Below are 21,719 nucleotides of genomic sequence, written 5' to 3' on the forward strand. Positions count from 1 at the left end.
CCTTCCTGGTGCGGTCAGCTGAGACCGACTCAGATGTCGAGGAAGCGGACGTCCTTGGCGTTGCGCTGGATGAACGCGCGGCGGGCCTCGACGTCCTCACCCATGAGGACCGAGAACAGGTCGTCGGCCTGGGCGGCGTCGTCGAGCGTGACCTGACCGAGGACGCGGTGCTCCTGGTCCATGGTCGTGATGCGCAGCTCCTCGGCGTTCATCTCACCGAGACCCTTGAAGCGCTGGATCGAGTCCTCCTTGACGCGCTTGCCGCGCTGACGGCCGATCTCCAGCAGCGCGTCGCGCTCGCGGTCGGAGTACGCGTACTCGACCTCGTCCCGACCCCACTTGATCTTGTAGAGCGGGGGACGCGACAGGAACACGTGCCCGGCCTCGACCAGCGGCCGCATGAAGCGGAACAGGAAGGTCAGCAGCAGGGTGTTGATGTGCTGGCCGTCGACGTCGGCGTCCGCCATCAGGATGATCTTGTGGTAGCGCAGCCTCTCGATGTCGAAGTCCTCGTGGACTCCGGTACCGAAGGCGGAGATCAGCGCCTGGATCTCCTGGTTCTGCAGGATCTTGTCGATCCGCGCCTTCTCCACGTTGAGGATCTTGCCGCGGATCGGGAGGATCGCCTGGTACTCCGGGTTCCGGCCGGACTTGGCCGAGCCGCCGGCGGAGTCACCCTCGACGATGAAGATCTCGCACTTGGTGGGGTCGTTCGACTGGCAGTCGGAGAGCTTGCCCGGCAGGGACGCGGTCTCCAGCAGGCCCTTACGACGCGTCAGGTCCCGCGCCTTGCGGGCCGCCACGCGCGCGGTGGCCGCCTGGATGCCCTTGCGGATGATGTCCGCCGCCTCGTTCGGGTTGCGGTCCAGCCAGTCCGCGAGGTGCTCGTAGACGACCTTCTGGACGAAGGTCTTCACCTCGGTGTTGCCCAGCTTGGTCTTGGTCTGGCCCTCGAACTGCGGCTCGCTCAGCTTCACCGAGATGATCGCGGTCAGACCCTCGCGGATGTCGTCACCCGTGAGGTTGTCGTCCTTCTCGCGCAGCAGCTTCTTGTCGCGCGCGTACTTGTTGATCAGCGAGGTCAGCGCGGCACGGAAACCCTCTTCGTGCGTACCGCCCTCGTGGGTGTGGATGATGTTCGCGAAGGAGTACACGCCCTCGGTGTAGCTGCTGTTCCACTGCATCGCGACCTCGAGGGACAGGAGCTTCTCCTTGTCCTCCGCCTCCAGGTCGATGACGGTGGGGTGCACCACGTCTCCCTTGCGGGAGTTGAGGTACTTCACGAAGTCGACGATGCCACCCTCGTAGTGGTAGTCGACCGACTTGACCTCGGCCTTCTCGTCGGCACCCGCCTCGTCCGCACCTGACGTCGCCTTGGCCGACTCGCGCTCGTCGGTGAGCTTGATCCTCAGACCCTTGTTGAGGAACGCCATCTCCTGGAAGCGCCGCGAGAGCGTCTCGAAGGAGTAGTCGGTGGTCTCGAAGATGTCCGGGTCGGCCCAGAAGGTGACCGAGGTGCCGTGCTCCTCCGTGGCCTCGTGCTTGGCGAGCGGAGCGGTCGGGACACCCAGCTTGTAGTCCTGCGTCCAGCGGTAGCCGTCGGTCTTGACCTCGACGGCGACCTTCGTCGACAGGGCGTTCACCACGGAGACGCCGACGCCGTGCAGACCGCCGGAGACCGCGTACCCGCCGCCGCCGAACTTGCCGCCCGCGTGCAGGACTGTCAGCACGACCTCGACGGCCGGCTTGCCCTCGGACGGCACGATGCCCACCGGGATGCCGCGGCCGTTGTCGACGACCCGCACGCCGCCGTCGGCCAGGATCGTCACGTCGATCGTGTCCGCGTAACCCGCCAGCGCCTCGTCGACGGAGTTGTCGACGACCTCCTGCACCAGGTGGTGCAGGCCGCGCTCACCGGTCGAACCGATGTACATACCCGGTCGCTTGCGGACCGCGTCCAGACCCTCGAGGACGGTGATGGCACTGGCGTCGTACGAAGCAGTGACTGAGGCCTCGGCGACTCCAGCCATGGCCTCGACGGACGGGTTGTTCTCGTTGGGGTTGCCGGAATCGGCCACGAAGCGCCCTTTCTGGCACAGCACGAGCCAGGCTCGTCGGCGGGTTGCCGGAGCGGCTGCGGCATGTTGCGTTGGTAAGCCTTGATCAGCGTTGCTCAGCTTTTCCCGGACGGTCCCCACGATTGGGGCGGGATTGCCTCCAGTCTACCGGTAGCACTGACACTGATGGGGGTTTGCCGGTACCTGAGTCCGCATGTGCCGCCCTCAACCGGTCTTCCCCGACTCCCGATATGCGGATGGGGGCTCCAAGAGGCTCACGGAGCCACTCAGCGCTTCCGGCCGTCAACCCTTGGCTACTTCGGAGTCAGGTCGCGATTCGCAACCGTGTGCGGGGGTGCGAAGAGAGGGGCGCCGGCGCTCCGGGCAGGCCACCGACGGCCACTTTTGTGATGTCGGTCACTTGCTGTCGATCGGTGGGAAACAGGCGTCGACGGGGCCCTCACGGGGCCTGCGGACAGCCTCGGGGAGGAGGCTCTCGTCAGCCGTAGGTGTCGCCGGGGCCGGTGCTCCCGGGGGCGCGCAACGGGCCGTAGCGGCGGTTGGGCGCCCCGGGGCCCTGCACCTTGATCAGCTTCACCGTGCCGTGGCCCAGGTCCTCGTTGAGGCGCGCGACCAGGGTCGGGGCGAGCAGCCGGAGGTTCGTCGCCCAGGCCGTCGAGTCGCAGCGCACGGACAGGACGTGCTCGTCCTCGTCGTACCTCTCCGGAACACAGTGCTTGGCCACGTCCTCGCCGACGATCTGCGGCCAGCGGCCCATCACCCCGCCCACCGCGGCCGGGGCCTCCCAGCCGCGCTCGCTGATCAGCCTGTTGATCGCGGAGCCGAGCGCCATGGGGTCGCGGCCGTCGGCGCGCGCGCCGGAGCGCAGTCCGCCGCGGCGCGCCTGCTTCTTCTGCTGCGCCGCGTCGCCGCGCGCGCGTGCGGCTTCCTTGGCGGCGCGGAGCGCCACGCGCGCGAGGTCGACGCCGGACGGCTCGGGGGTCCGGGGCCCGGGGGCCTTCCCGGACGGGCTCTCCGCTGCGTTCCCCCGTGCGCTGTCCGGTGTGTTCTCCGGTGTGTTCTGCGTCATACGCGCTCCACCGTCCCCTCGGACACGGCGAACCGCACCCCGGACAGCACATGCGGGACGTCGTCGTCGACCGCGGCGGTCACCAGGACCTGCTCGCCGGGCGCGACCAGCTCGGCGAGGCGCTCACGGCGGCGGGTGTCCAGCTCGGCGAAGACGTCGTCGAGCACCAGCACCGGCTCGTTGCCCTCGGCTCTGAGCAGGTCGTACGAGGCCAGGCGCAGGGCCAGGGCGTAGGACCAGGACTCGCCGTGGGAGGCGTAGCCCTTGGCGGGCAGCTGGCCGAGCTTGAGCAGCAGGTCGTCCCGGTGCGGGCCGACCAGGGTGACGCCGCGCTCGATCTCCTGCTTGCGGGCCTCGGCGAGCGCGGCCATCAGTTGCTCGAACAGGTCCTCACGGGTGTGCGCCTCGCCCGGGGCGGACGGCTTGTACTCCAGGGCGATCGGGCCGCCGCCGGGGGCGAGCTGCTCGTACGCCTTGTCGGCGAGCGGCTGGACGGCGGCGATCAGGTCCAGGCGCTGGGCGAGCAACTCGGCACCCGCGCGGGCGAGATGCTGGTCCCAGATGTCGAGCGTGGACATGTCCATGCTGCGGCCGCCGTGCCGACGGGCGAGCGCGGCCGACTTCAGGAGGGTGTTGCGCTGCTTGAGGACCCGGTCGTAGTCGGAGCGGACTCCGGCCATACGCGGGGAACGGGCGGTGATCAGCTCGTCGAGGAAGCGGCGCCGCTCACCGGGGTCGCCCTTGACCAGGGCGAGATCCTCGGGGGCGAACAGCACGGTCCGCACGATCCCCAGCACGTCACGCGGCTTGACCTGCGAGGACCTGTTGATCCGGGCCCGGTTGGCGCGCCCCGGGTTCAGCTCCAGCTCGACCAGTTGCTGCCGGTCGCCCTGCCGCACCTGGGCCCGGATGATCGCGCGCTCGGCGCCCATGCGGACCAGGGGGGCGTCGGAGGAGACGCGGTGGCTGCCGAGGGTGGCGAGATAGCCGACGGCCTCGACGAGGTTGGTCTTGCCCTGCCCGTTCGGGCCGACGAAGGCCGTCACCCCCGGGTCGAGCGGGACCTCGACCCGGGGGTACGAGCGGAAGTCGGCCAGCGACAGATGCGTGACGTGCATGGTCGTTTCGCCGACCTCCCCAACCGTCGGGTGTTGCTTACTTGGTCTCGACCGCGTGGCCGCCGAACTGGTTCCGCAGCGCCGCGATCATCTTCATCTGGGGCGAGTCCTCCTGACGGGAGGCGAACCGCGCGAACAGCGACGCGGTGATCGCCGGCAGCGGCACCGCGTGGTCGATCGCGGCTTCCACAGTCCAGCGTCCCTCGCCGGAGTCCTGTGCATAACCCCGGAGCTTGTCCAGGTGCTCGTCCTCGTCGAGCGCGTTGACCGCGAGGTCGAGCAGCCAGGAGCGGATGACCGTGCCCTCCTGCCAGGAGCGGAAGACCTCCCTGACGTCGGTCACGGAGTCGACCTTCTCCAGCAGCTCCCAGCCCTCGGCGTAGGCCTGCATCATCGCGTACTCGATGCCGTTGTGGACCATCTTCGCGAAGTGGCCCGCGCCGACCTTGCCCGCGTGCACCGAGCCGAAGTCGCCCTCCGGCTTGAGGGCGTCGAAGACCGGCCGCACCTTGGCGACGTTCTCCGCGTCGCCGCCGTACATCAGCGCGTAACCGTTCTCCAGGCCCCAGACGCCGCCGGAGACACCACAGTCGACGAAGCCGATGCCCTTGGCCGCCAGCTCCTCCGCGTGCTTCTCGTCGTCGGTCCAGCGGGAGTTGCCGCCGTCCACGACGACGTCGCCGGGCTCCAGCAGTTCGGCCAGCTCGTCGATGGTGGACTGCGTGGGCTCGCCTGCCGGGACCATCACCCAGATCACGCGCGGGCCGCTGAGCTTGCCCACGAGCTCCGGCAGGCTGTGGACATCGGCGAGGTCCGGGTTGCGGTCGTATCCGAAGACGGTGTGGCCCGCGCGGCGTATCCGCTCGCGCATGTTGCCGCCCATCTTGCCGAGGCCGACGAGACCGAGCTCCATCAGTTGTGTTCCTTAGGTTTGCAGGTGTCCGACGTGGCGTTGCGGCACTTTCGTACCCGCGTCCGAGCCTAAACCCGGACGCTCGCGCACATCTGTGGGCATACGCGCTCAGTCGTAGCCCCTCACCTGCGGCTTTACCGGCGGCTTCGTCCTCAGCCTGTGGACAACCGCCGCCGAAACGGTGTGCCTCAGCCGCTGAGCCGCACCGGCATGATCAGGTACTTGTAGGCCTCGTCCGCCTCGGCGTCCAGCGCCGGCTTGCCGCTGAGCAGCGCCGGCTTGGTGGACGTCGTGAAGGACAGCTGCGCGACCGGGGAGTCGATGGCGCTCAGGCCGTCCAGCAGGAACGTCGGGTTGAAGGCGATCGAGATGTCGTCGCCCTCCAGCTGGGCGTCGACCCTTTCCACAGCCTGTGCGTCGTCGCTGGAGCCGGCCTCCAGGATGAGCACGCCCTGCTCGAAGCTGAGCCGCACCGGGGTGTTCCGCTCGGCGACCAGGGCCACTCGCTTGACGGCCTCCACGAAGGGGGCGGTCTCGATCACGGCGACGCTGTTGAACTCCGTCGGGAACAGCGTGCGGTACTTCGGGAGGTCGCCCTCCAGCAGGCGGGTCGTCGTACGGCGGCCGGCGCCCTCGAAGCCGATCAGGCCCTCGCCGGAGCCCGAGCCGGACAGCGCCAGGGTGACCTGGTCGCCGCTCGTCAGGGCCTTGGCGGTGTCCAGCAGCGTCTTGGCGGGCACCAGGGCGACCGCGGAGGCCTCCGGGTTCTCCGGCTTCCACAGGAACTCGCGGACCGCGAAGCGGTAGCGGTCGGTGGACGCCAGCGTGACGGTGTCGCCCTCGATCTCGATGCGGACGCCCGTGAGGACGGGCAGCGTGTCGTCACGTCCGGCGGCGATCGCCACCTGGGCGGCGGCGGAGGCGAAGACCTCGCCGGGGACCGTGCCCGTCGCGTTCGGCATCTGCGGCAGCGCCGGGTACTCCTCCACAGGCAGGGTGTGGAGTGTGAACCGGGAGGAGCCGCAGACCACGGTCGCCCGTACACCGTCTGTGGAAATCTCCACCGGCCGGTTGGGGAGGGCACGGCAGATGTCGGCGAGGAGGCGGCCGGAGACCAGCACCGTGCCCTCCTCCTCGACCTCGGCCTCCACGGAAACACGCGCGGAGACCTCGTAGTCGAAGCTGGACAGGCTCAGCTGGCCGTCCTCGGCCTTCAGCAGCAGGCCGGCGAGGACAGGCGCCGGCGGACGGGCCGGGAGGCTGCGTGCCGCCCAGGCCACTGCCTCCGCGAGTACGTCGCGTTCCACCCGGATCTTCACTGTTGCCGCCTCCTGCTGTTGCCGGCGCTTCTCGCTCTGCCTGGCCCTCGTCGTCTGTGTCGGTGTCGACGGCCCCCGGGATGGGGAGGACACCGGGGACCAGTCTGACGCACCGCACTGACAGTAGGTGCCTCTCGGGGTCAAGTCGTGACGAGGGGCGGTCGGGCGCCGGAGGGCGAGTTGTGCACAGGGCCCGCTTCGAAACGAATTCCCAGCTCTCTCTAGTCGGGAGTAGTAGTAGGGCCTGTGGATACCGTGGATAACCACGTTTGCCCAGCTCAGAGCAGGAATTTTGTCCACCGGTCCTGTGGGTGACGGCGGTGGACAACCAGGGGTCTCTGTGGAGAACAGAAAGTTCTGCACACCCCGTGCACAGGGTGAGGCGAGTTCTCCCCAGTGCCGTCCCCAGCTTTACCCACCTTTCCCACAGCCCAACCCGGCACCTTCGTGTGACGCCTTTCACTCGACCCGGTGAGGAGGCGCGTCGCGTTGCCGAACAGTGGACAGCGATGTGGAGAAGCTGGGGATCGCTGGGGACAACCGGCCTCAACCTGTGGGTTGCCGGTGGACAACTCGATGCACAGCCTGTGGATGCCCGCGCTGTCCACAGTCTGTGGAGATCGTTCGTCCACGAATCCACATGCCACTGAGCTGGTCTGATGGTCCTTCAACAGAGGCCCCTGTGGACACAGTCTGGACAACTTCCCGGTCCCCAGGGTGTGGACGGGAAAAAGTCGCCGAATCTGTGGAGAGTGGCCGTAACCCGGCAGGTATTCGAACAGCCGGCGACCGCGACCTGACGAAGGCCGACCGCGACATGAGGAAGGGCGCCCCCGGAAAACCTGCTCCGGGGGCGCCCTGGGCGTCGTACGACCCGGCTGTGTCAGCCGTTCTTGATGCGGTTGGTCAGCTCGGTGACCTGGTTGTAGATCGAGCGGCGCTCGGCCATCAGATTGCGGATCTTGCGGTCGGCGTGCATGACCGTCGTGTGGTCGCGGCCGCCGAACAGCGCGCCGATCTTCGGCAGCGACAGGTCCGTGAGCTCACGGCACAGGTACATGGCGATCTGCCGGGCGGTGACGAGGGCGCGGCCGCGCGAGGTGCCGCACAGGTCCTCGACGGTCAAGCCGAAGTAGTCCGCCGTCGCGCCCATGATCGCCGTGGACGTGATCTCGGGGGCCGAGTCCTCGCCGCCGGGGATCAGGTCCTTGAGGACGATCTCCGTCAGGCCCAGGTCGACCGGCTGCCGGTTGAGCGAGGCGAACGCCGTGACCCGGATCAGCGCGCCCTCCAGCTCGCGGATGTTGCGCGAGATCCGGGACGCGATGAACTCCAGCACCTCGGGCGGCGCGTTCAGCTGCTCCTGCACCGCCTTCTTGCGGAGGATCGCGATACGCGTCTCCAGCTCGGGCGGCTGGACGTCGGTGATCAGACCCCACTCGAAACGGTTCCGCAGCCGGTCCTCCAGCGTCACCAGCTGCTTGGGCGGCCGGTCGGAGGACAGCACGATCTGCTTGTTGGCGTTGTGGAGCGTGTTGAAGGTGTGGAAGAACTCCTCCTGCGTCGACTCCTTGTCCGCCAGGAACTGGATGTCGTCGACGAGCAGGATGTCCATCTCGCGGTACCGCTTGCGGAAGCTGTCGCCCTTGCCGTCGCGGATGGAGTTGATGAACTCGTTGGTGAACTCCTCCGAGCTCACGTACCGCACCCGCGTGCCCGGGTAGAGGCTGCGCGCGTAGTGCCCGATCGCGTGCAGCAGGTGCGTCTTGCCGAGCCCGGACTCCCCGTAGATGAACAGAGGGTTGTACGCCTTCGCCGGTGCCTCGGCGACAGCGACGGCCGCCGCGTGCGCGAAGCGGTTGGAGGCGCCGATGACGAACGTGTCGAAGAGGTACTTCGGGTTCAGCCGCGCGGTGGGCTCACCCGGGCCGGTCGCCGGAGCGGGCTGCGCGGCCAGCGGGCCGGGCGCGCCGGTCGTGGGCAGGTTCGGGCCGACGGGTCCGCCGCGGTGCACGTGGCCCGAGCCGGCCGGCGGCTCGGGCAGCTCCCGGCGGACCGGGTCGCGCTGGTCGTAGTCGGGGCGTGACGTGTCGTAGTCGGAGCGCGACGCCTCGTTGGAGGGGCGCTCCATGGGCTGCGGGCGGTAGTCCTGGGACTGGGAGCCGTAGGCGTCCTGGGGGGACGAGCCGTACGAGTCCTGCGAACCGCGGGACCCATAGGACCCGCCGTGTCCATGTGAGCCGTAGGAGTCCTGCGACGACCCATGGGATCCGTAGGAATCCTGGGTTCCGTACGAGTCCTGCGAGCCGTAGGCGTCCTGGCTCGGTGACGCGTACGGGTCACGCTCGGGGAAGCCGAGGCGCTGCTGCTGCCAGCTGTAGTCGTCCTGCGACGGGCGCGGCCAGGAGCCGGGCTCGGGGCGCTGGTACTCGGACGGGTACGCGGGACGGGGGGAGGGGAGCTGGTCTCCGCGCGTAGGCGGGAGATGGTCGCCTGCCGTTCCCGGCAACTGGTCGGCGCGGTGGCGGCCGTACCCCTCATAACCGTCGCGGTCCTGGCGCGCGGCCGGAACCTCGGGCTCCTCGTAACGCCCCTGGGGACGGGCCGGGGGCGCCGTGGTGGCCGGGGGCTCGCCCGCGGAGTCGTCGACGGTGATCGCGATCCGGATCGGGCGGCCGCACTCGCGGCTCAGGGTCTCGCTGACGACGGGCGCCAGCCGACCCTCGAGGACGCCTTTCGCGAATTCGTTCGGTACGGCGAGCAGGGCGGTGTCCGCGACCAGCGCGAGCGGCTGGCAGCGCCGGATCCAGTGCTCGTCCTTCGCCTCGACGCCCTGGCCGCGGCCCTCCCCGAGGAGCTGCTCCAATACGCGTGGCCACACTGCGGCAAGATCGGCAGGTACGTCAGCCACAGGGCACGCTCTCTCACAGGTCCCACGAACGTGTGGTTCTGGGACGGCTCGGGATGTAAATCGGGTGGGGCAGGGATAAGGGAACGAATCGGAGTTCCGTCACGGTAGTCAGGGCGGCCGCTGCGGTTCAAGTTGTTGTCCCCAGCCTGTGGACAAGTGTCTCCGGGCGGCTGCTGGTTTGACCGGATGGCGTAGCCGCGCGTACCGTAACCAGGTCGAGTTGTCGATGGCTGCTGCCGCCTGCCTCCGATGGGCACAGGTCACTGGGGTGATCGGTAAGCGGTGCACTCGGGCGTAACTGCGAGCTACTCGTGGGCGCACGGTGACAGCCAGGACGGCACCCCGCAACTACCGATTTCTTCTGGAGCCCCCGAGTGAGCAAGCGCACCTTCCAGCCGAACAACCGTCGTCGCGCGAAGACCCACGGCTTCCGGCTGCGTATGCGCACCCGTGCCGGCCGCGCGATTCTCGCGTCCCGCCGTAGCAAGGGTCGCGCCCGTCTGTCCGCCTGATCCCGGTCAGGTCATGACGTCGTGCTGCCCACCGAGAACCGGCTGAGGCGGCGCGAGGACTTCGCGACCGCGGTACGGCGAGGACGCCGGGCAGGACGCCCGTACCTCGTCGTCCACCTTCGTAGCGGTGCCACGGACCCGCATGCGCCTGGGGAGAGCGCTCCCCCGACGCGTGCGGGTTTCGTCGTGAGCAAAGCCGTGGGCGGTGCGGTCGTACGCAACAAAGTGAAGCGCAGGCTTCGCCACCTGATGCGCGACCGAGTCGCCCAGCTGCCCCCCGGTAGCCTGGTAGTGGTACGAGCGCTGCCCGGTGCGGGCGACGCCGACCATGCACAGCTGGCCCGAGACCTGGACGCCGCCCTCCAGCGGCTGCTGGGAGGGGGCGCGCGATGAAGTACCCGCTGCTTGCTCTGATCAAGCTCTACCAGTGGACGATCAGTCCGCTGCTGGGCCCGGTCTGCAAGTACTACCCGTCGTGCTCCCACTACGGCTTCACGGCCATCGACCGGCACGGTGCCATCAAGGGAACGGCACTCACGGCCTGGCGCATCCTGCGGTGCAATCCGTGGTCGCTGGGTGGTGTGGACCATGTCCCGCCGCGCAAGCGCCCGCGGTGGCACGAAATGCTGCGTAACGCGTGGCGTGCACGCAAGGGCGGGCCCTCCGCCGCCGTCCCGGCCACCGAGGGACAGACTTCTCCCACAAGTCCGTCCAGTCCTTCGAGCCCGGCCGCAGAGACACCGTCCCATGCCCAAGGAGCATGATTAGTGGACACGATTGCCAGCCTCTTCAGCTTCATCACCACACCCGTCTCCTGGGTCATCGTCCAGTTCCACTCGGTGTACGGCGCCATCTTCGGCCCCGACACCGGCTGGGCCTGGGGCCTGTCGATCGTGTCCCTGGTGATCCTGATCCGTATCTGCCTGATCCCGCTCTTCGTGAAGCAGATCAAGGCGACCCGGGCCATGCAGACGCTCCAGCCCGAGATGAAGAAGATCCAGGAGCGCTACAAGAACGACAAGCAGCGTCAGTCCGAAGAGATGATGAAGCTGTACAAGGAGACGGGCACCAACCCGCTCTCCTCGTGCCTTCCCATCCTGGCGCAGTCCCCGTTCTTCTTCGCCCTGTACCACGTGCTCAACAGCATCGCGTCGAACGACACCATCGGCGTGATCAACACCAGCCTCCTGGAGAGCGCGCAGAAGGCGCACATCGTCGGTGCCCCGCTGGCGGTGAAGTTCACCGACAGCGCGTCGAAGGTGGAAGCACTCGGTGCCTCCCTCACCGACGTCCGCGTGGTCACCGCCATCATGATCGTCCTGATGTCGGCGTCGCAGTTCTTCACGCAGCGCCAGCTGATGACGAAGAACGTCGACACCACGGTGAAGACGCCGTTCATGCAGCAGCAGAAGATGCTGATGTACGTCTTCCCGGTCATGTTCGCCGTCTTCGGAATCAACTTCCCGGTCGGTGTCCTCGTCTACTGGCTGACCACCAACGTGTGGACCATGGGCCAGCAGATGTACGTCATCCACAACAACCCGACCCCGGGGTCCAAGGCCCAGGCCGCGTACCTGGAGCGCCTGCACAAGCACGTCACCACGCACGGCAAGGTCAGCCGGCGCCGTGACAAGGTCATCGTGAAGGCCATCGTCGCCAAGGGACGCGACCGCAACGAGTTCGAGCGCAAGTTCATCAACGGCCTCAGCAAGGCCGGCCTCGCCGCTCAGACCGACGGCACCGTGATCAAGAGCGACACCGCTGCCGCCGTCGAGGCCGAGGACGGTACGCCGACCACCGGCACCCCGAAGCGTCAGCAGCCCAAGCGGCAGACCAAGGCACAGCGCCAGTCCGCTGCCGCCAAGGCAGCCGAGGAGTCCGAGCCGAAGACGTCGCTCACCAAGTCCGACGAGCCCGAGGACGCCAAGCCCGCCGCCGCTGCCAAGAAGTCCGGCGCGAAGTCCGGGAGCGGTACCCGCAGCAAGGCCCAGTCCGGACAGCGCAAGGGTCCGCAGCGGCCCAAGTCCCCGTCCAAGAAGTAAGAAGGAGTCCATCCCGTGACGGAAGGCACCACCTCCGCCGCTGCCGAGGGTGCAGACACCCTGACCCGCCTGGAGCAGGAGGGCGAGATCGCGGCGGACTACCTGGAGGGTCTGCTCGACATCGCCGACCTCGACGGCGACATCGACATGGACGTCGAGGCCGACCGTGCCTCTGTCTCGATCATCAGCGACACGGGCAGCCGCGACCTCCAGAAGCTGGTCGGCCGTGACGGTGAGGTGCTGGAGGCGCTCCAGGAGCTCACCCGCCTGGCCGTGCACCGTGAGACCGGTGACCGCAGCCGGCTGATGCTCGACATCGCGGGATACCGCGCCCGGAAGCGTTCCGAGCTGTCCGAGCTGGGCGCCAAGGCCGCCGCCGAGGCCAAGAGCAGCGGTGAGGCCGTGAAGCTGAAGCCGATGACGCCCTTCGAGCGCAAGGTCGTGCACGACGCGGTCAAGGCCGCGGGCCTGCGCAGCGAGTCCGAGGGCGAGGAGCCGCAGCGGTTCGTCGTCGTGCTTCCCGCCTGATCGGCCCCTACGTTTCCCGGCCCCGTCTGTTGCGCAGGCGGGGCCGAACTTTGTCAGCCTGATAGTTCTGGTGGTTCTGGTGTCGGCGCTGGGTGCGCTGACGCGGTACGGAAGGACGGTCCCCCGTGACGGAGGCAGCGGAGCTTCCCCCCGCGCCCGAGCAGGCGCGCGAGGTGTTCGGTGATCGCTTCGCGGATGCGGTGCGGTACGCCGAGCTGCTCGCTGAGACGGGCGTGCAGCGTGGTCTCATCGGCCCGCGTGAAGTGCCCCGCCTGTGGGAGCGGCACCTGCTGAACTGCGCGGTGCTCTCGGAGGTCGTGCCCGAGGGTGTGACGGTGTGCGATGTCGGCTCAGGTGCGGGTCTCCCCGGCATTCCGCTGGCGCTGGTCAGGGAGGACCTGAAGATCACGCTGCTGGAACCGCTGCTGCGGCGTACCACCTTCCTCACCGAGGTCGTGGAACTGCTCGGCCTCGATCATGTGACCGTCGTGCGCGGCCGGGCCGAGGAGGTCATGGGCAAGATCCAGCCCGTCCACGTCGTGACGGCCCGGGCCGTCGCACCCCTCGACCGCCTCGCCACGTGGGGCATCCCGCTGCTGCGGCCGTACGGGGAGATGCTCGCGCTCAAGGGCGACGCCGCCGAGGAGGAGCTGAAGAGCGCATCGGCGGCCCTGAGCAAGCTGGGTGCGGTGGAGACGTCCATCCTGCATGTCGGTGAGGGCGTGGTGGACCCGATGTCCACGGTCGTCCGGGTCGAGGTCGGGGAGAGCCCCGGCGGCGTGCGCTTCGCGGCGAAGCGCGCCAAGGCGGCTCGCACGGGGCGGGCCCGTCGGCGACGCTGATCCGTCCTGAGGACGAGACGTACTCCACACAAGCTGCCAAACCTACGCATGCCGGAGTGTCGCGACAGTTCGGCCACGGCTGCTGTGCATCGTGTTTCACGTGAAACGTCGCTCACTGCTGCACGGCATCATCAGTCGTGGCCGCGCTGCGGCCGAACCCCGCGACCGTAAGCCTCTCGGGTCACTCGATGAGGGAACTGAGTTGTCCACAGAGGTGGATTTCTCCACAGAACGGAAGGCCTCACTGGTTCACGACCCCGAAGACATGGGAGGCTCTGTTCATTGCGAGCCTGAAGTCGAGGAGAGTGAATCCTTGCGGTCCGACGCCAACATCGCGGGACCGATGACCGATCCGGTCCCCGGTCCCCGTACCGAGTCGATGGGGGCGGATGTTTCACGTGAAACACCGCCTCCGATGGACGACACTCCCATCGGTCGTGCTGCCCAACTGGCGGTGGAGGCTCTAGGCCGCGCCGGCGAGGGCCTGCCACGGCCCGAGCAGACCCGAATCATGGTGGTCGCCAACCAGAAGGGCGGTGTGGGCAAGACGACGACGACCGTCAACCTTGCCGCGTCGCTGGCCCTGCACGGTGGCCGGGTTCTGGTGGTCGACCTCGATCCACAGGGCAATGCGTCCACCGCGCTGGGCATCGACCATCACGCCGAAGTCCCGTCCATCTACGACGTGTTGGTGGAGAGTAAGCCGCTTTCCGAGGTCGTCCAGCCGGTCCCCGATGTCGAGGGCCTCTTCTGTGCCCCTGCCACGATCGATCTCGCCGGTGCGGAGATCGAGCTGGTGTCCCTGGTGGCACGGGAGAGCCGGCTGCAGCGCGCCATCCAGGCGTACGAACAGCCGCTGGACTACATCCTCATCGACTGTCCGCCGTCCCTAGGCCTGTTGACCGTCAATGCGTTGGTGGCGGGCCAGGAGGTTCTGATCCCGATCCAGTGCGAGTACTACGCGCTGGAAGGCCTGGGTCAGTTGTTGCGCAACGTGGATCTGGTGCGGGGGCACCTCAACCCCGCCCTCCATGTGTCGACCATCCTGCTCACCATGTACGACGGCCGGACACGACTCGCCTCCCAGGTCGCGGACGAGGTGCGCACCCACTTCGGCGATGAGGTGCTGCGGACGAGCATTCCCAGGTCCGTCCGTATCTCCGAGGCGCCGAGTTATGGGCAGACGGTCCTGACTTACGATCCTGGATCGAGTGGTGCCCTCTCTTATCTTGAGGCGGCACGAGAGATCGCGCTGAAGGGCGTCGGCATCAGCTATGACGCGACGCACGCCCATATCGGCGCACAGCAGAACGACCCGAGCATGGTGGAGGGCATTCAGTGAGCGAGCGACGGAGGGGGCTGGGCCGTGGTCTCGGCGCACTGATCCCTGCGGCCCCGACGGAGAAGTCGGTAGCCCAGGCTGCGGCGGGGGGCGCCGCTTCCACGTCCCCCGCGGCAGTGCCCGTGCTGCCGAACGACCGTGGGGTGGCCGCGGCGAAGGTGGCGACGCTGCCGAATGTTTCACGTGAAACAGAGGAGCCGGCGCAGCCCAGTGCTCCCGCCACGCCTGCGGCGCCCATGGGTGCGCACTTCGCCGAAATCCCCCTCGACTCCATTACGCCGAACCCACGGCAGCCGCGTGAGGTCTTCGACGAGGACGCGCTGGCCGAGCTCATCACCTCCATCAAGGAAGTGGGGCTCCTGCAGCCGGTCGTCGTACGGCAGGTGGGTCCCGCCCACTACGAGCTCATCATGGGCGAGCGCCGCTGGAGGGCCTGCCGCGAGGCCGGGCTGGAGGCGATCCCGGCGATCGTGCGCGCCACGGACGACGAGAAGCTCCTCCTGGACGCTCTGCTGGAGAACCTGCATCGTGCCCAGCTGAACCCGCTGGAAGAGGCAGCTGCCTACGACCAGTTGCTGCGGGACTTCAACTGCACGCACGACCAGCTGGCGGACCGCATCGGCCGATCCCGCCCGCAGGTCTCCAACACCCTGCGGCTGCTGAAGCTCTCGCCGGCGGTGCAGCGCCGGGTGGCCGCCGGAGTGCTCTCCGCCGGTCACGCACGGGCCCTGCTGTCCGTTGAGGACTCGGAGGAGCAGGACAGGCTGGCGCACCGCATCGTGGCCGAGGGGCTGTCGGTGCGAGCCGTCGAGGAGATCGTGACCCTGATGGGGTCGCGTCCTCAGAAGGCCCAGCGGCCCAAGGGCCCGCGTGCCGGTGCTCGTGTCTCTCCCGCCCTGTCCGAGCTCGCCACGCGGCTCTCGGACCGCTTCGAGACGCGGGTGAAGGTCGACCTGGGCCAGAAGAAGGGCAAGATCACCGTCGAGTTCGCCTCCATGGAGGACCTTGAGCGGATCCTCGGCTCACTCGCTCCTGGGGAGGGGCCGGTTCTGCAGAAGAGCCTGCTGGAGGGCGACTCCGAAGAGAGCGAGTCCTGAGCCTCCGGCAGGAGCCGCTTTTATGGATGACAGAGCGGGCCATGTCCGGTGTGTGCCGGAACGTGGCCCGCTCTTTCCTTTCTGGCGGTATCGATGGAATCGCATCGTGGATACGATGCGTTCGGATACGGCGCAACCACCCGGCAGCACCTCTGAGAGGAAGGCAGGGGCCATGCGAACGATGAGCCGCTCTGGACTGGTGAGCGCCGGTTTGGGGCTGGGAGCGGTCGGTGGGTTCATCGGCAGTCTCCTCAGGGAACGGAGCGCTCTGACAGCCGCCCGCGACGCGGCAGGCGAAGGAAGCGAGGATCAGCCTTCATGGGGCGCCGGCTCGTACCGCTCACGTTGGACAACCTTCAGGACCTTCCCAAGCGCTGTCGGTCGTGTGTCTTCTGGGAGCTCGACCCGGTCAGCGGTGAGGCCGCGGTAAAGGCGGGCAAGTCCGCTCTGGAGAAGGAAGCCTGGATCTCGGCCGTTCTGCTGGACTGGGGTTCCTGCGGCCGGGTCGTGTACGTCGACGACGTACCGGTGGGCTTCGTGCTCTACGCCCCTCCCGCCTATGTCCCGCGCTCCACGGCCTTCCCCACGAGTCCCGTCTCCCCCGACGCGGTGCAGCTGATGACCGCGTTCATCGTGCCGGGGTACCAGGGGCAGGGACTCGGCCGGGTGATGGTCCAGACGGTCGCCAAGGATCTGCTGCGGCGCGGGTTCAAAGCGATCGAGGCGTTCGGGGACGCGCGCTGGAAGGAACCGGCCTGTGTGCTGCCCGCCGACCACCTCCTGGCGGTGGGCTTCAAGACGGTCCGGCAACACCCCACGTATCCCCGGCTGAGGCTGGAACTGCGGTCGACGCTCTCCTGGAAGGAAGACGTCGAGATGGCCCTCGACCGGCTCCTGGGAGCCGTACAGAAGGAGCCGGCGCTGCGGCCGCTGTAGGGCAGGCAGTCAAACGAATGGGCCAACCCTTCCGGGTTGGCCCATTCGTGTTTCACGTGAAACATGCGCCGTCGCTCAGACGGCTTCGCCGGTTCACTCGGCGATGAACTCCTCGAGGTCGCGAACGATCGCGGCCTTCGGCTTGGCGCCCACGATGGTCTTGGCGACCTCACCACCCTGGTAGACGTTCAGGGTCGGGATGGACATGACGCCGTACTTGGCGGCCGTACCCGGGTTCTCGTCGATGTTCAGCTTGACGACCTCGATCTTGTCGCCGTACTCGGAGGCGATCGCCTCAAGGGACGGCGCGATCTGGCGGCACGGACCGCACCAGGCGGCCCAGAAGTCCACCAGGACGGGCTTGTCGCTCTTGAGGACGTCCTGCTCGAAGGAGTCGTCGGTCACATTCTTCAGGGTGCCGGCCACGGCGGGCTCCTTAACTGGTTGGTGCGTGGGGCGGGTAGGGAGAGAGGTCAGACAGCGGTCTTCTCGGGCTCGGGCTGCTCCTCGTCCGCGAGGGCGGCGAGGTAGCGCTCGGCGTCGAGAGCAGCGGAGCAGCCGGTCCCCGCCGCGGTGATCGCCTGGCGGTAGGTGTGGTCGACCACGTCGCCGGCACCGAAGACACCGGTCAGGTTGGTGCGCGTCGACGGCGCGGCCACCTTCAGGTAGCCCTCGTCGTCCAGGTCGAGCTGACCCTTGAAGAGCTCGGTGCGAGGGTCGTGACCGATGGCGATGAAGAGACCGGTCACCGGCAGGTCCGAAAGCTCGCCGGTCTTGAGGTTGCGCAGCTTCAGGCCCGAGAGCTTCGGGTCACCCTGGATCTCGGCGACCTCGCTGTCCCACACGAACGAGATCTTCGGGTCGGCGAAGGCGCGCTCCTGCATGGCCTTGGAGGCACGCAGGGTGTCGCGGCGGTGGACGACGGTCACGGACTTGGCGAACCGCGAGAGGAAGGTGGCCTCCTCCATGGCGGTGTCGCCACCACCGATCACGGCGATGTCCTGGTCCTTGAAGAAGAACCCGTCACAGGTGGCGCACCAGGACACCCCACGGCCGGAGAGGGCGTCCTCGTTCGGCAGACCGAGCTTGCGGTGCTGCGAGCCGGTGGCGACGATGACGGCCTTGGCCCGGTGGACGGTACCGGCCGTGTCCGTGACGGTCTTGATCTCACCGGTCAGGTCGACGGCGACGATGTCGTCCGGGACGAGCTCGGCGCCGAAGCGCTCCGCCTGGGCCCGCATGTTGTCCATGAGCTCGGGGCCCATGATGCCGTCCTGGAAGCCCGGGAAGTTCTCGACGTCGGTGGTGTTCATGAGCGCACCGCCGGCGGTGACGGCACCCTCGAACACCAGTGGCTTCAGCGACGCGCGCGCGGTGTAGAGCGCCGCCGTATAGCCGGCGGGCCCGGAGCCGATGATGATCACGTTACGGACGTCGCTCACGGCTTGATTCCTCGTCTCTGGACTGCGTCGTTCGACCGGTGGGAGCTTCTCTCGGAGCTCTCACCCCACCCAACGGATCCTAAGGGGCGCGCATTCCCGGTGTGTCCGGGCACACGGAGAAGCGGCCCTGTGCCGGGTACCGCGCAGGGCGCAGACGAAGACGTGCCTCAGGCGGACGGGTACGAGCGCTGAAGAAGGACCTTGCCCTCGGCGGTCGCCGGCGCATGATCCGCACAGGTCGCGTCGACGATGTAGGCAGTGACCCGAGTCGGGTCGGATGTGTCGGGGAGCAGCACCAGCATGGCCTTCTTCCCCTGATACCTGCCGTTCTCGACCGCCAGGGCCGTGTCCTTGCGTCCGATGCCGTCGCGGACGCAGCCGGGCACGGTGGGCTCCCGGAAGACCTGGGGATGGTCGGTGCCGGGGGCGGTCGCCGCGCCGAAGGGGGTGCGGGAACCCCCCTCCTTCTTGCTCTGCTTCTGGGCCAGGAGATCGGTGACCTGCTTCTCGAGCTTCCCCTCGGAGAAGGTGTCCGCCGGCGCGCTCTGCTGTCCGCCCGCCGTGTCATGCCGGGGCTTGCCGTCGCCGAGTGACGACAGCAGGACGGAGCCCAGTCCCAGGGCGGCGACGGTGAAGACGGTCCCCAGAACGGCGATCCTGCGGCGGCCGTTCCGCGTGCGGCCCTTGCGACCCGGGCCGGTGGTGGACGACCGGGGGCGCCCGGCGGGTCGGTCGGCGGGCGTCGATGTTTCACGTGAAACATGCGCACCACTGTCGTCCTCGGACATAGGACGGGGAGTGCTCACGGGCGTCTGGCTCTCCGCGGCCTCCGGCACCATGGCGTTCAGCAGGGCCTCGGCGGCGAGGGCGGCATCGATGCGGCCCGCGACATCGGCGGGCATGCGCGGCGGGCCCGGCAGCGTGCCGAGCAGCCCGCGGATCTCCTCCAGGGAGGCATAGACGTCCGCGCAGAGCTCGCACCCGTCCAGATGCCGGCGTACGTCGGTGCTCCGGGACGGTGCGAGGAGGCCCTCGGCGAGGTCGGAGATCTCCGCGACGTCCGGGTGCCCGGCCATGTCTGTCGTCGACGTCACGCTCGTCCACCTCCGCCCTTCACTGCCGCTGGGTCGCTCGGTCCTGTGTCCGGTGGTTCCGCTCGGCGCGGTCCCGCTGCGGGTGGGACGGCTGGCCCCTGCGTCCGGTTCCGTTCCCCGCCGGGCTTCTTGCTCTCACCGGGGTTGTCCGGCCGTAGGTGGGTGAGCAGCGGCAGGAGTCTGGCTCTGCCGCGCGCACATCGGCTCTTCACCGTGCCGGTCGGAACGTCGAGGATGCGGGCCGCCTCCGCGACCGGGTAGCCCTGCATGTCCACCAGGACGAGCGCCGCTCGCTGGTCGGCCGGCAGGGTCCCCAGGGCTTCGATGAGCTGCCGGTGGAGATCGTTGCGCTCCGCGGGCGCCGAAGCCGACTCGTGCGGCTCCAGCAGCTGCTCCAGGCGCTCGGTGTCGTCGACGGGAGAGGTCTTCCGGGAGGCGACCTTGCGGGCGCGGTCCAGGCAGGCGTTCACCGTGATCCTGTGCAGCCACGTCGTGACGGCCGACTGGCCCCGGAAGGTGTGGGCGGCCCGGTAGGCGGAGACGAGGGCGTCCTGCACCGCGTCAGCGGCCTCCTCGCGGTCTCCCAGCGTCCGCAGGGCTACGGCCCAGAGCCGATCGCGGTGCCGCCGCACGATCTCACCGAAGGCGTCGGGGTCGCCCGCGACGTGCCGGGCGAGGAGGTCCTGATCACTTGCACCGCTGGACTCGGCGCGGTCCGCCATCGAACCCCCTTCCCCTCTGTCGGCTCTCAGCCCGTGAACTTCACTTCGGTGATGGCCTGCTTGTAGCCCGGGTTGCTGAAGTTGGCGGGGTCGTCGCCGGAGTACGGCAGGGCCGTCAGCCACACCAGGAGGTACCGGCTCTTCACCGGCTTGTCGACGGTCACCTTCGCGGAGGTGGTGCTCGTCGTCGCCTTGCCCAGCTTCGTCATGGAACTCAGCGGCGTGGTCGAGCCGAGGGAGTCGGTCGCGTACAGCTCGACCGTGGTGTGGTCGCCGCCGTAGCGCAGCGAGAGGGCCGCCGCCGAGACCTCCTTCTCGGATCCGAGGTCGTAGACGATGCCGACACCTGGCTTTATCACCATCTTCGGGCCGTCCAGGTAGCTGTTGGTGCGCCAGCCCGTGGACGTGTTGCCGTCGTAGGTCTTGGTCACGTCAGCGGGGTGCTGGGCGTCACCCTTGGCGACGTACTCCTCGGCGCCCTTGATGGCGATCGGCGTGAGTGCCGGGGACTTCTTGTTCTTGTCGCCGTCCTCGTTGTTCTGCGTCTGGCCCGGGTCGTCCTTCTTGCCGCCCTGGTCCATCAGCGCGTCCGCCAGCTGCCAGCTGCCGAGGCCCAGCGCGGCGATCAGGAGCCCGGACACGGCCCACTTCAGTGCCTTGCCCGTGCGGCTCTGCAACGGGGGCGGCGGGGTCGGGACCGGCTGGGTGGCACCGGGGCGCGGGGCCTGGCGGCCGTACGTGCCCTGCTGGTACGACGTGCGCTGGTACTCGGGCGGGGCGGTGAACGCCGGCTCCGGCGGGCGGATACGGGGCATCTCGCCGATCGCCTTCACCAGCTCCTCCGGCGTGGTGCACGGCGACTCGTGCCGGGAGGCGGTGGCGCCGTCGTTGACGAGCGCGCGCATGGAGAGTTCGGAGAGGCCGCGGTGCACACCGGCACGCACCTGGTCGGGCGCGATCAGGCCGATGTCCTTCGGCAGGCCGGACAGCCCGTAGGCATCGCTCTCGTACGGCCAGCGCTGGGTGAGCGCCGCGTACAGCAGGGCGCCGATGGCCTCGGTGTCGGTGCGCTGCGGGGTGTCGGACGCGACGCCCCGCAGCGCGGCGTTCACCGCGAGCCCGCGGATGCGCCACTGGCCGGTCGAGGTACGCAGGACGGCGTTGGGGTTCAGCCGCAGATGGGCGAGACCTTCGCGATGGGCGGCGGCCATGGCGGAGGCGATCTGGCTGACCATCTGGTAGGCGTCGTACGGCTCCAGCGGCCCGGAGGCGAGGAGCGTGGTCAGTTCCGTCGCGTCCGGAAGCCACTCGTGGACGACGTAGACGAGGTCGTTCTCCTCCACCGCGTCCAGCACCTGGACGAAGCGCGGGTCGCCCAACAGGGCGGAGGAGCGGGCGGCGGCCAGGACGGACCGGGCCCGTGAGTGGTCAGCGGGCAGGATGTGCACGCCGACGGCACGACGGAGCTTCTCGTCCACGGCACGCCAACTGCTGAAACCGTCCAGACGGGTGACGCACTCCTCGAGGCGGTAGCGTCTGGCGAGTTTGTGACCACTGTGCAGTTCGGGCGGCGAGGTCTTCGCTGGACCGTCGGTCCGGGTGCTCTCCTGTACCTCGTCGCTGTCCGTGTCCCGCTCCCGGTTCTTGGCCACCCCGTCGGCCGTGGACTGGTCCGCCTGTGCGGTCAGCGACGTCTCGTCGCTGTTGTCTGCCACGTCGACGGCAGCCGTACTCCGTTCCGCCACCGTCGTTCC

The 21,719-nt window shown here is 68.6% G+C and carries 20 protein-coding genes; 9 read left to right on the forward strand and 11 right to left on the reverse strand.

Annotation, left to right across the window (positions count from 1 at the left end):
* Nucleotides 1-29: 29 nt before the first annotated feature.
* The 6 genes from gyrB to dnaA form a co-directional block, all read right to left on the reverse strand.
* Nucleotides 30-2,102, reverse strand: coding sequence for a DNA topoisomerase (ATP-hydrolyzing) subunit B (gyrB, locus tag SCNRRL3882_RS20510; protein WP_029180677.1), 2,073 nt, complete (start codon nt 2,100-2,102; stop codon nt 30-32).
* 454 nt (nt 2,103-2,556) lie between these two features.
* Nucleotides 2,557-3,147, reverse strand: coding sequence for a DUF721 domain-containing protein (locus SCNRRL3882_RS20515; RefSeq protein ID WP_010032693.1), 591 nt, complete (start codon nt 3,145-3,147; stop codon nt 2,557-2,559).
* The gene (gene recF / locus SCNRRL3882_RS20520) at nt 3,144-4,265 is read right to left on the reverse strand and encodes a DNA replication/repair protein RecF (RefSeq protein ID WP_010032694.1); all 1,122 of its coding nucleotides are present in this window, start codon (nt 4,263-4,265) and stop codon (nt 3,144-3,146) included. The genes SCNRRL3882_RS20515 and recF overlap by 4 nt, the downstream gene beginning before the upstream one ends.
* A 37-nt stretch (nt 4,266-4,302) precedes the next feature.
* Complete coding sequence (gene gnd, locus SCNRRL3882_RS20525) at nt 4,303-5,178, reverse strand: phosphogluconate dehydrogenase (NAD(+)-dependent, decarboxylating) (RefSeq protein WP_102514839.1); 876 nt, start codon at nt 5,176-5,178, stop codon at nt 4,303-4,305.
* Nucleotides 5,179-5,366: 188 nt separating this feature from the next.
* The gene (gene dnaN, locus SCNRRL3882_RS20530; RefSeq protein WP_010032702.1) at nt 5,367-6,497 is read right to left on the reverse strand and encodes a DNA polymerase III subunit beta; all 1,131 of its coding nucleotides are present in this window, start codon (nt 6,495-6,497) and stop codon (nt 5,367-5,369) included.
* 883 nt (nt 6,498-7,380) lie between these two features.
* On the reverse strand, nt 7,381-9,408 hold the full coding sequence (dnaA, locus tag SCNRRL3882_RS20540) for a chromosomal replication initiator protein DnaA (protein ID WP_078602705.1): 2,028 nt from the start codon (nt 9,406-9,408) through the stop codon (nt 7,381-7,383).
* Between the two features lie 374 nt (nt 9,409-9,782).
* On the opposite strand from dnaA, the gene rpmH reads away from it, so the two are divergent.
* From rpmH to SCNRRL3882_RS20585, 9 genes are all read left to right on the forward strand, one after another.
* Nucleotides 9,783-9,920 (forward strand): 50S ribosomal protein L34, encoded by a 138-nt coding sequence (gene rpmH / locus SCNRRL3882_RS20545; protein ID WP_003956500.1) that lies wholly within the window; start codon nt 9,783-9,785, stop codon nt 9,918-9,920.
* A 21-nt stretch (nt 9,921-9,941) separates the two neighbouring features.
* Nucleotides 9,942-10,313, forward strand: a complete 372-nt coding sequence (rnpA, locus tag SCNRRL3882_RS20550; protein WP_010032713.1) for a ribonuclease P protein component — start codon at nt 9,942-9,944, stop codon at nt 10,311-10,313.
* Nucleotides 10,310-10,684, forward strand: a complete 375-nt coding sequence (gene yidD, locus SCNRRL3882_RS20555; RefSeq protein ID WP_010032714.1) for a membrane protein insertion efficiency factor YidD — start codon at nt 10,310-10,312, stop codon at nt 10,682-10,684. Before rnpA ends, yidD begins: the two co-directional genes overlap by 4 nt.
* A gap of 3 nt (nt 10,685-10,687) precedes the next feature.
* Complete coding sequence (gene yidC / locus SCNRRL3882_RS20560; RefSeq protein WP_010032715.1) at nt 10,688-11,962, forward strand: membrane protein insertase YidC; 1,275 nt, start codon at nt 10,688-10,690, stop codon at nt 11,960-11,962.
* A gap of 15 nt (nt 11,963-11,977) precedes the next feature.
* Complete coding sequence (locus tag SCNRRL3882_RS20565) at nt 11,978-12,490, forward strand: protein jag (RefSeq protein WP_010032717.1); 513 nt, start codon at nt 11,978-11,980, stop codon at nt 12,488-12,490.
* Nucleotides 12,491-12,615: 125 nt separating this feature from the next.
* Complete coding sequence (gene rsmG, locus SCNRRL3882_RS20570; RefSeq protein WP_010032719.1) at nt 12,616-13,332, forward strand: 16S rRNA (guanine(527)-N(7))-methyltransferase RsmG; 717 nt, start codon at nt 12,616-12,618, stop codon at nt 13,330-13,332.
* A gap of 265 nt (nt 13,333-13,597) precedes the next feature.
* Nucleotides 13,598-14,674, forward strand: a complete 1,077-nt coding sequence (locus SCNRRL3882_RS20575; RefSeq protein ID WP_078602706.1) for a ParA family protein — start codon at nt 13,598-13,600, stop codon at nt 14,672-14,674.
* The gene (locus tag SCNRRL3882_RS20580) at nt 14,671-15,771 is read left to right on the forward strand and encodes a ParB/RepB/Spo0J family partition protein (protein WP_029180680.1); all 1,101 of its coding nucleotides are present in this window, start codon (nt 14,671-14,673) and stop codon (nt 15,769-15,771) included. Before SCNRRL3882_RS20575 ends, SCNRRL3882_RS20580 begins: the two co-directional genes overlap by 4 nt.
* A 318-nt stretch (nt 15,772-16,089) precedes the next feature.
* A complete protein-coding gene (locus SCNRRL3882_RS20585) occupies nt 16,090-16,707 on the forward strand; it encodes a GNAT family N-acetyltransferase (RefSeq protein ID WP_010032726.1) in 618 nt (205 codons plus the stop codon).
* Between the two features lie 93 nt (nt 16,708-16,800).
* Here SCNRRL3882_RS20585 and trxA read toward each other — a convergent pair whose 3' ends face one another.
* The 5 genes from trxA to SCNRRL3882_RS20610 all read right to left on the reverse strand — a co-directional run bounded on the left by trxA (nt 16,801) and on the right by SCNRRL3882_RS20610 (nt 21,710).
* Nucleotides 16,801-17,133: a thioredoxin gene (trxA, locus tag SCNRRL3882_RS20590; protein ID WP_010032728.1), complete on the reverse strand. Its 333-nt coding sequence runs from the start codon at nt 17,131-17,133 to the stop codon at nt 16,801-16,803.
* A gap of 47 nt (nt 17,134-17,180) precedes the next feature.
* Nucleotides 17,181-18,149 carry a thioredoxin-disulfide reductase gene (gene trxB / locus SCNRRL3882_RS20595; RefSeq protein ID WP_010032730.1) on the reverse strand — a complete coding sequence of 323 codons (969 nt, stop codon included), beginning with the start codon at nt 18,147-18,149 and terminating at the stop codon, nt 17,181-17,183.
* 167 nt (nt 18,150-18,316) lie between these two features.
* Nucleotides 18,317-19,243 carry an anti-sigma factor family protein gene (locus SCNRRL3882_RS20600; RefSeq protein WP_010032732.1) on the reverse strand — a complete coding sequence of 309 codons (927 nt, stop codon included), beginning with the start codon at nt 19,241-19,243 and terminating at the stop codon, nt 18,317-18,319.
* The gene (gene sigM / locus SCNRRL3882_RS20605) at nt 19,240-19,965 is read right to left on the reverse strand and encodes an RNA polymerase sigma factor SigM (protein ID WP_010032733.1); all 726 of its coding nucleotides are present in this window, start codon (nt 19,963-19,965) and stop codon (nt 19,240-19,242) included. Before sigM ends, SCNRRL3882_RS20600 begins: the two co-directional genes overlap by 4 nt.
* A gap of 26 nt (nt 19,966-19,991) precedes the next feature.
* Complete coding sequence (locus tag SCNRRL3882_RS20610) at nt 19,992-21,710, reverse strand: protein kinase family protein (protein ID WP_010032734.1); 1,719 nt, start codon at nt 21,708-21,710, stop codon at nt 19,992-19,994.
* Between the last annotated feature and the right edge of the window lie 9 nt (nt 21,711-21,719).

The organism is Streptomyces chartreusis NRRL 3882 (assembly GCF_900236475.1).
Classification (GTDB): Bacteria; Actinomycetota; Actinomycetes; order Streptomycetales; family Streptomycetaceae; genus Streptomyces; species Streptomyces chartreusis_D.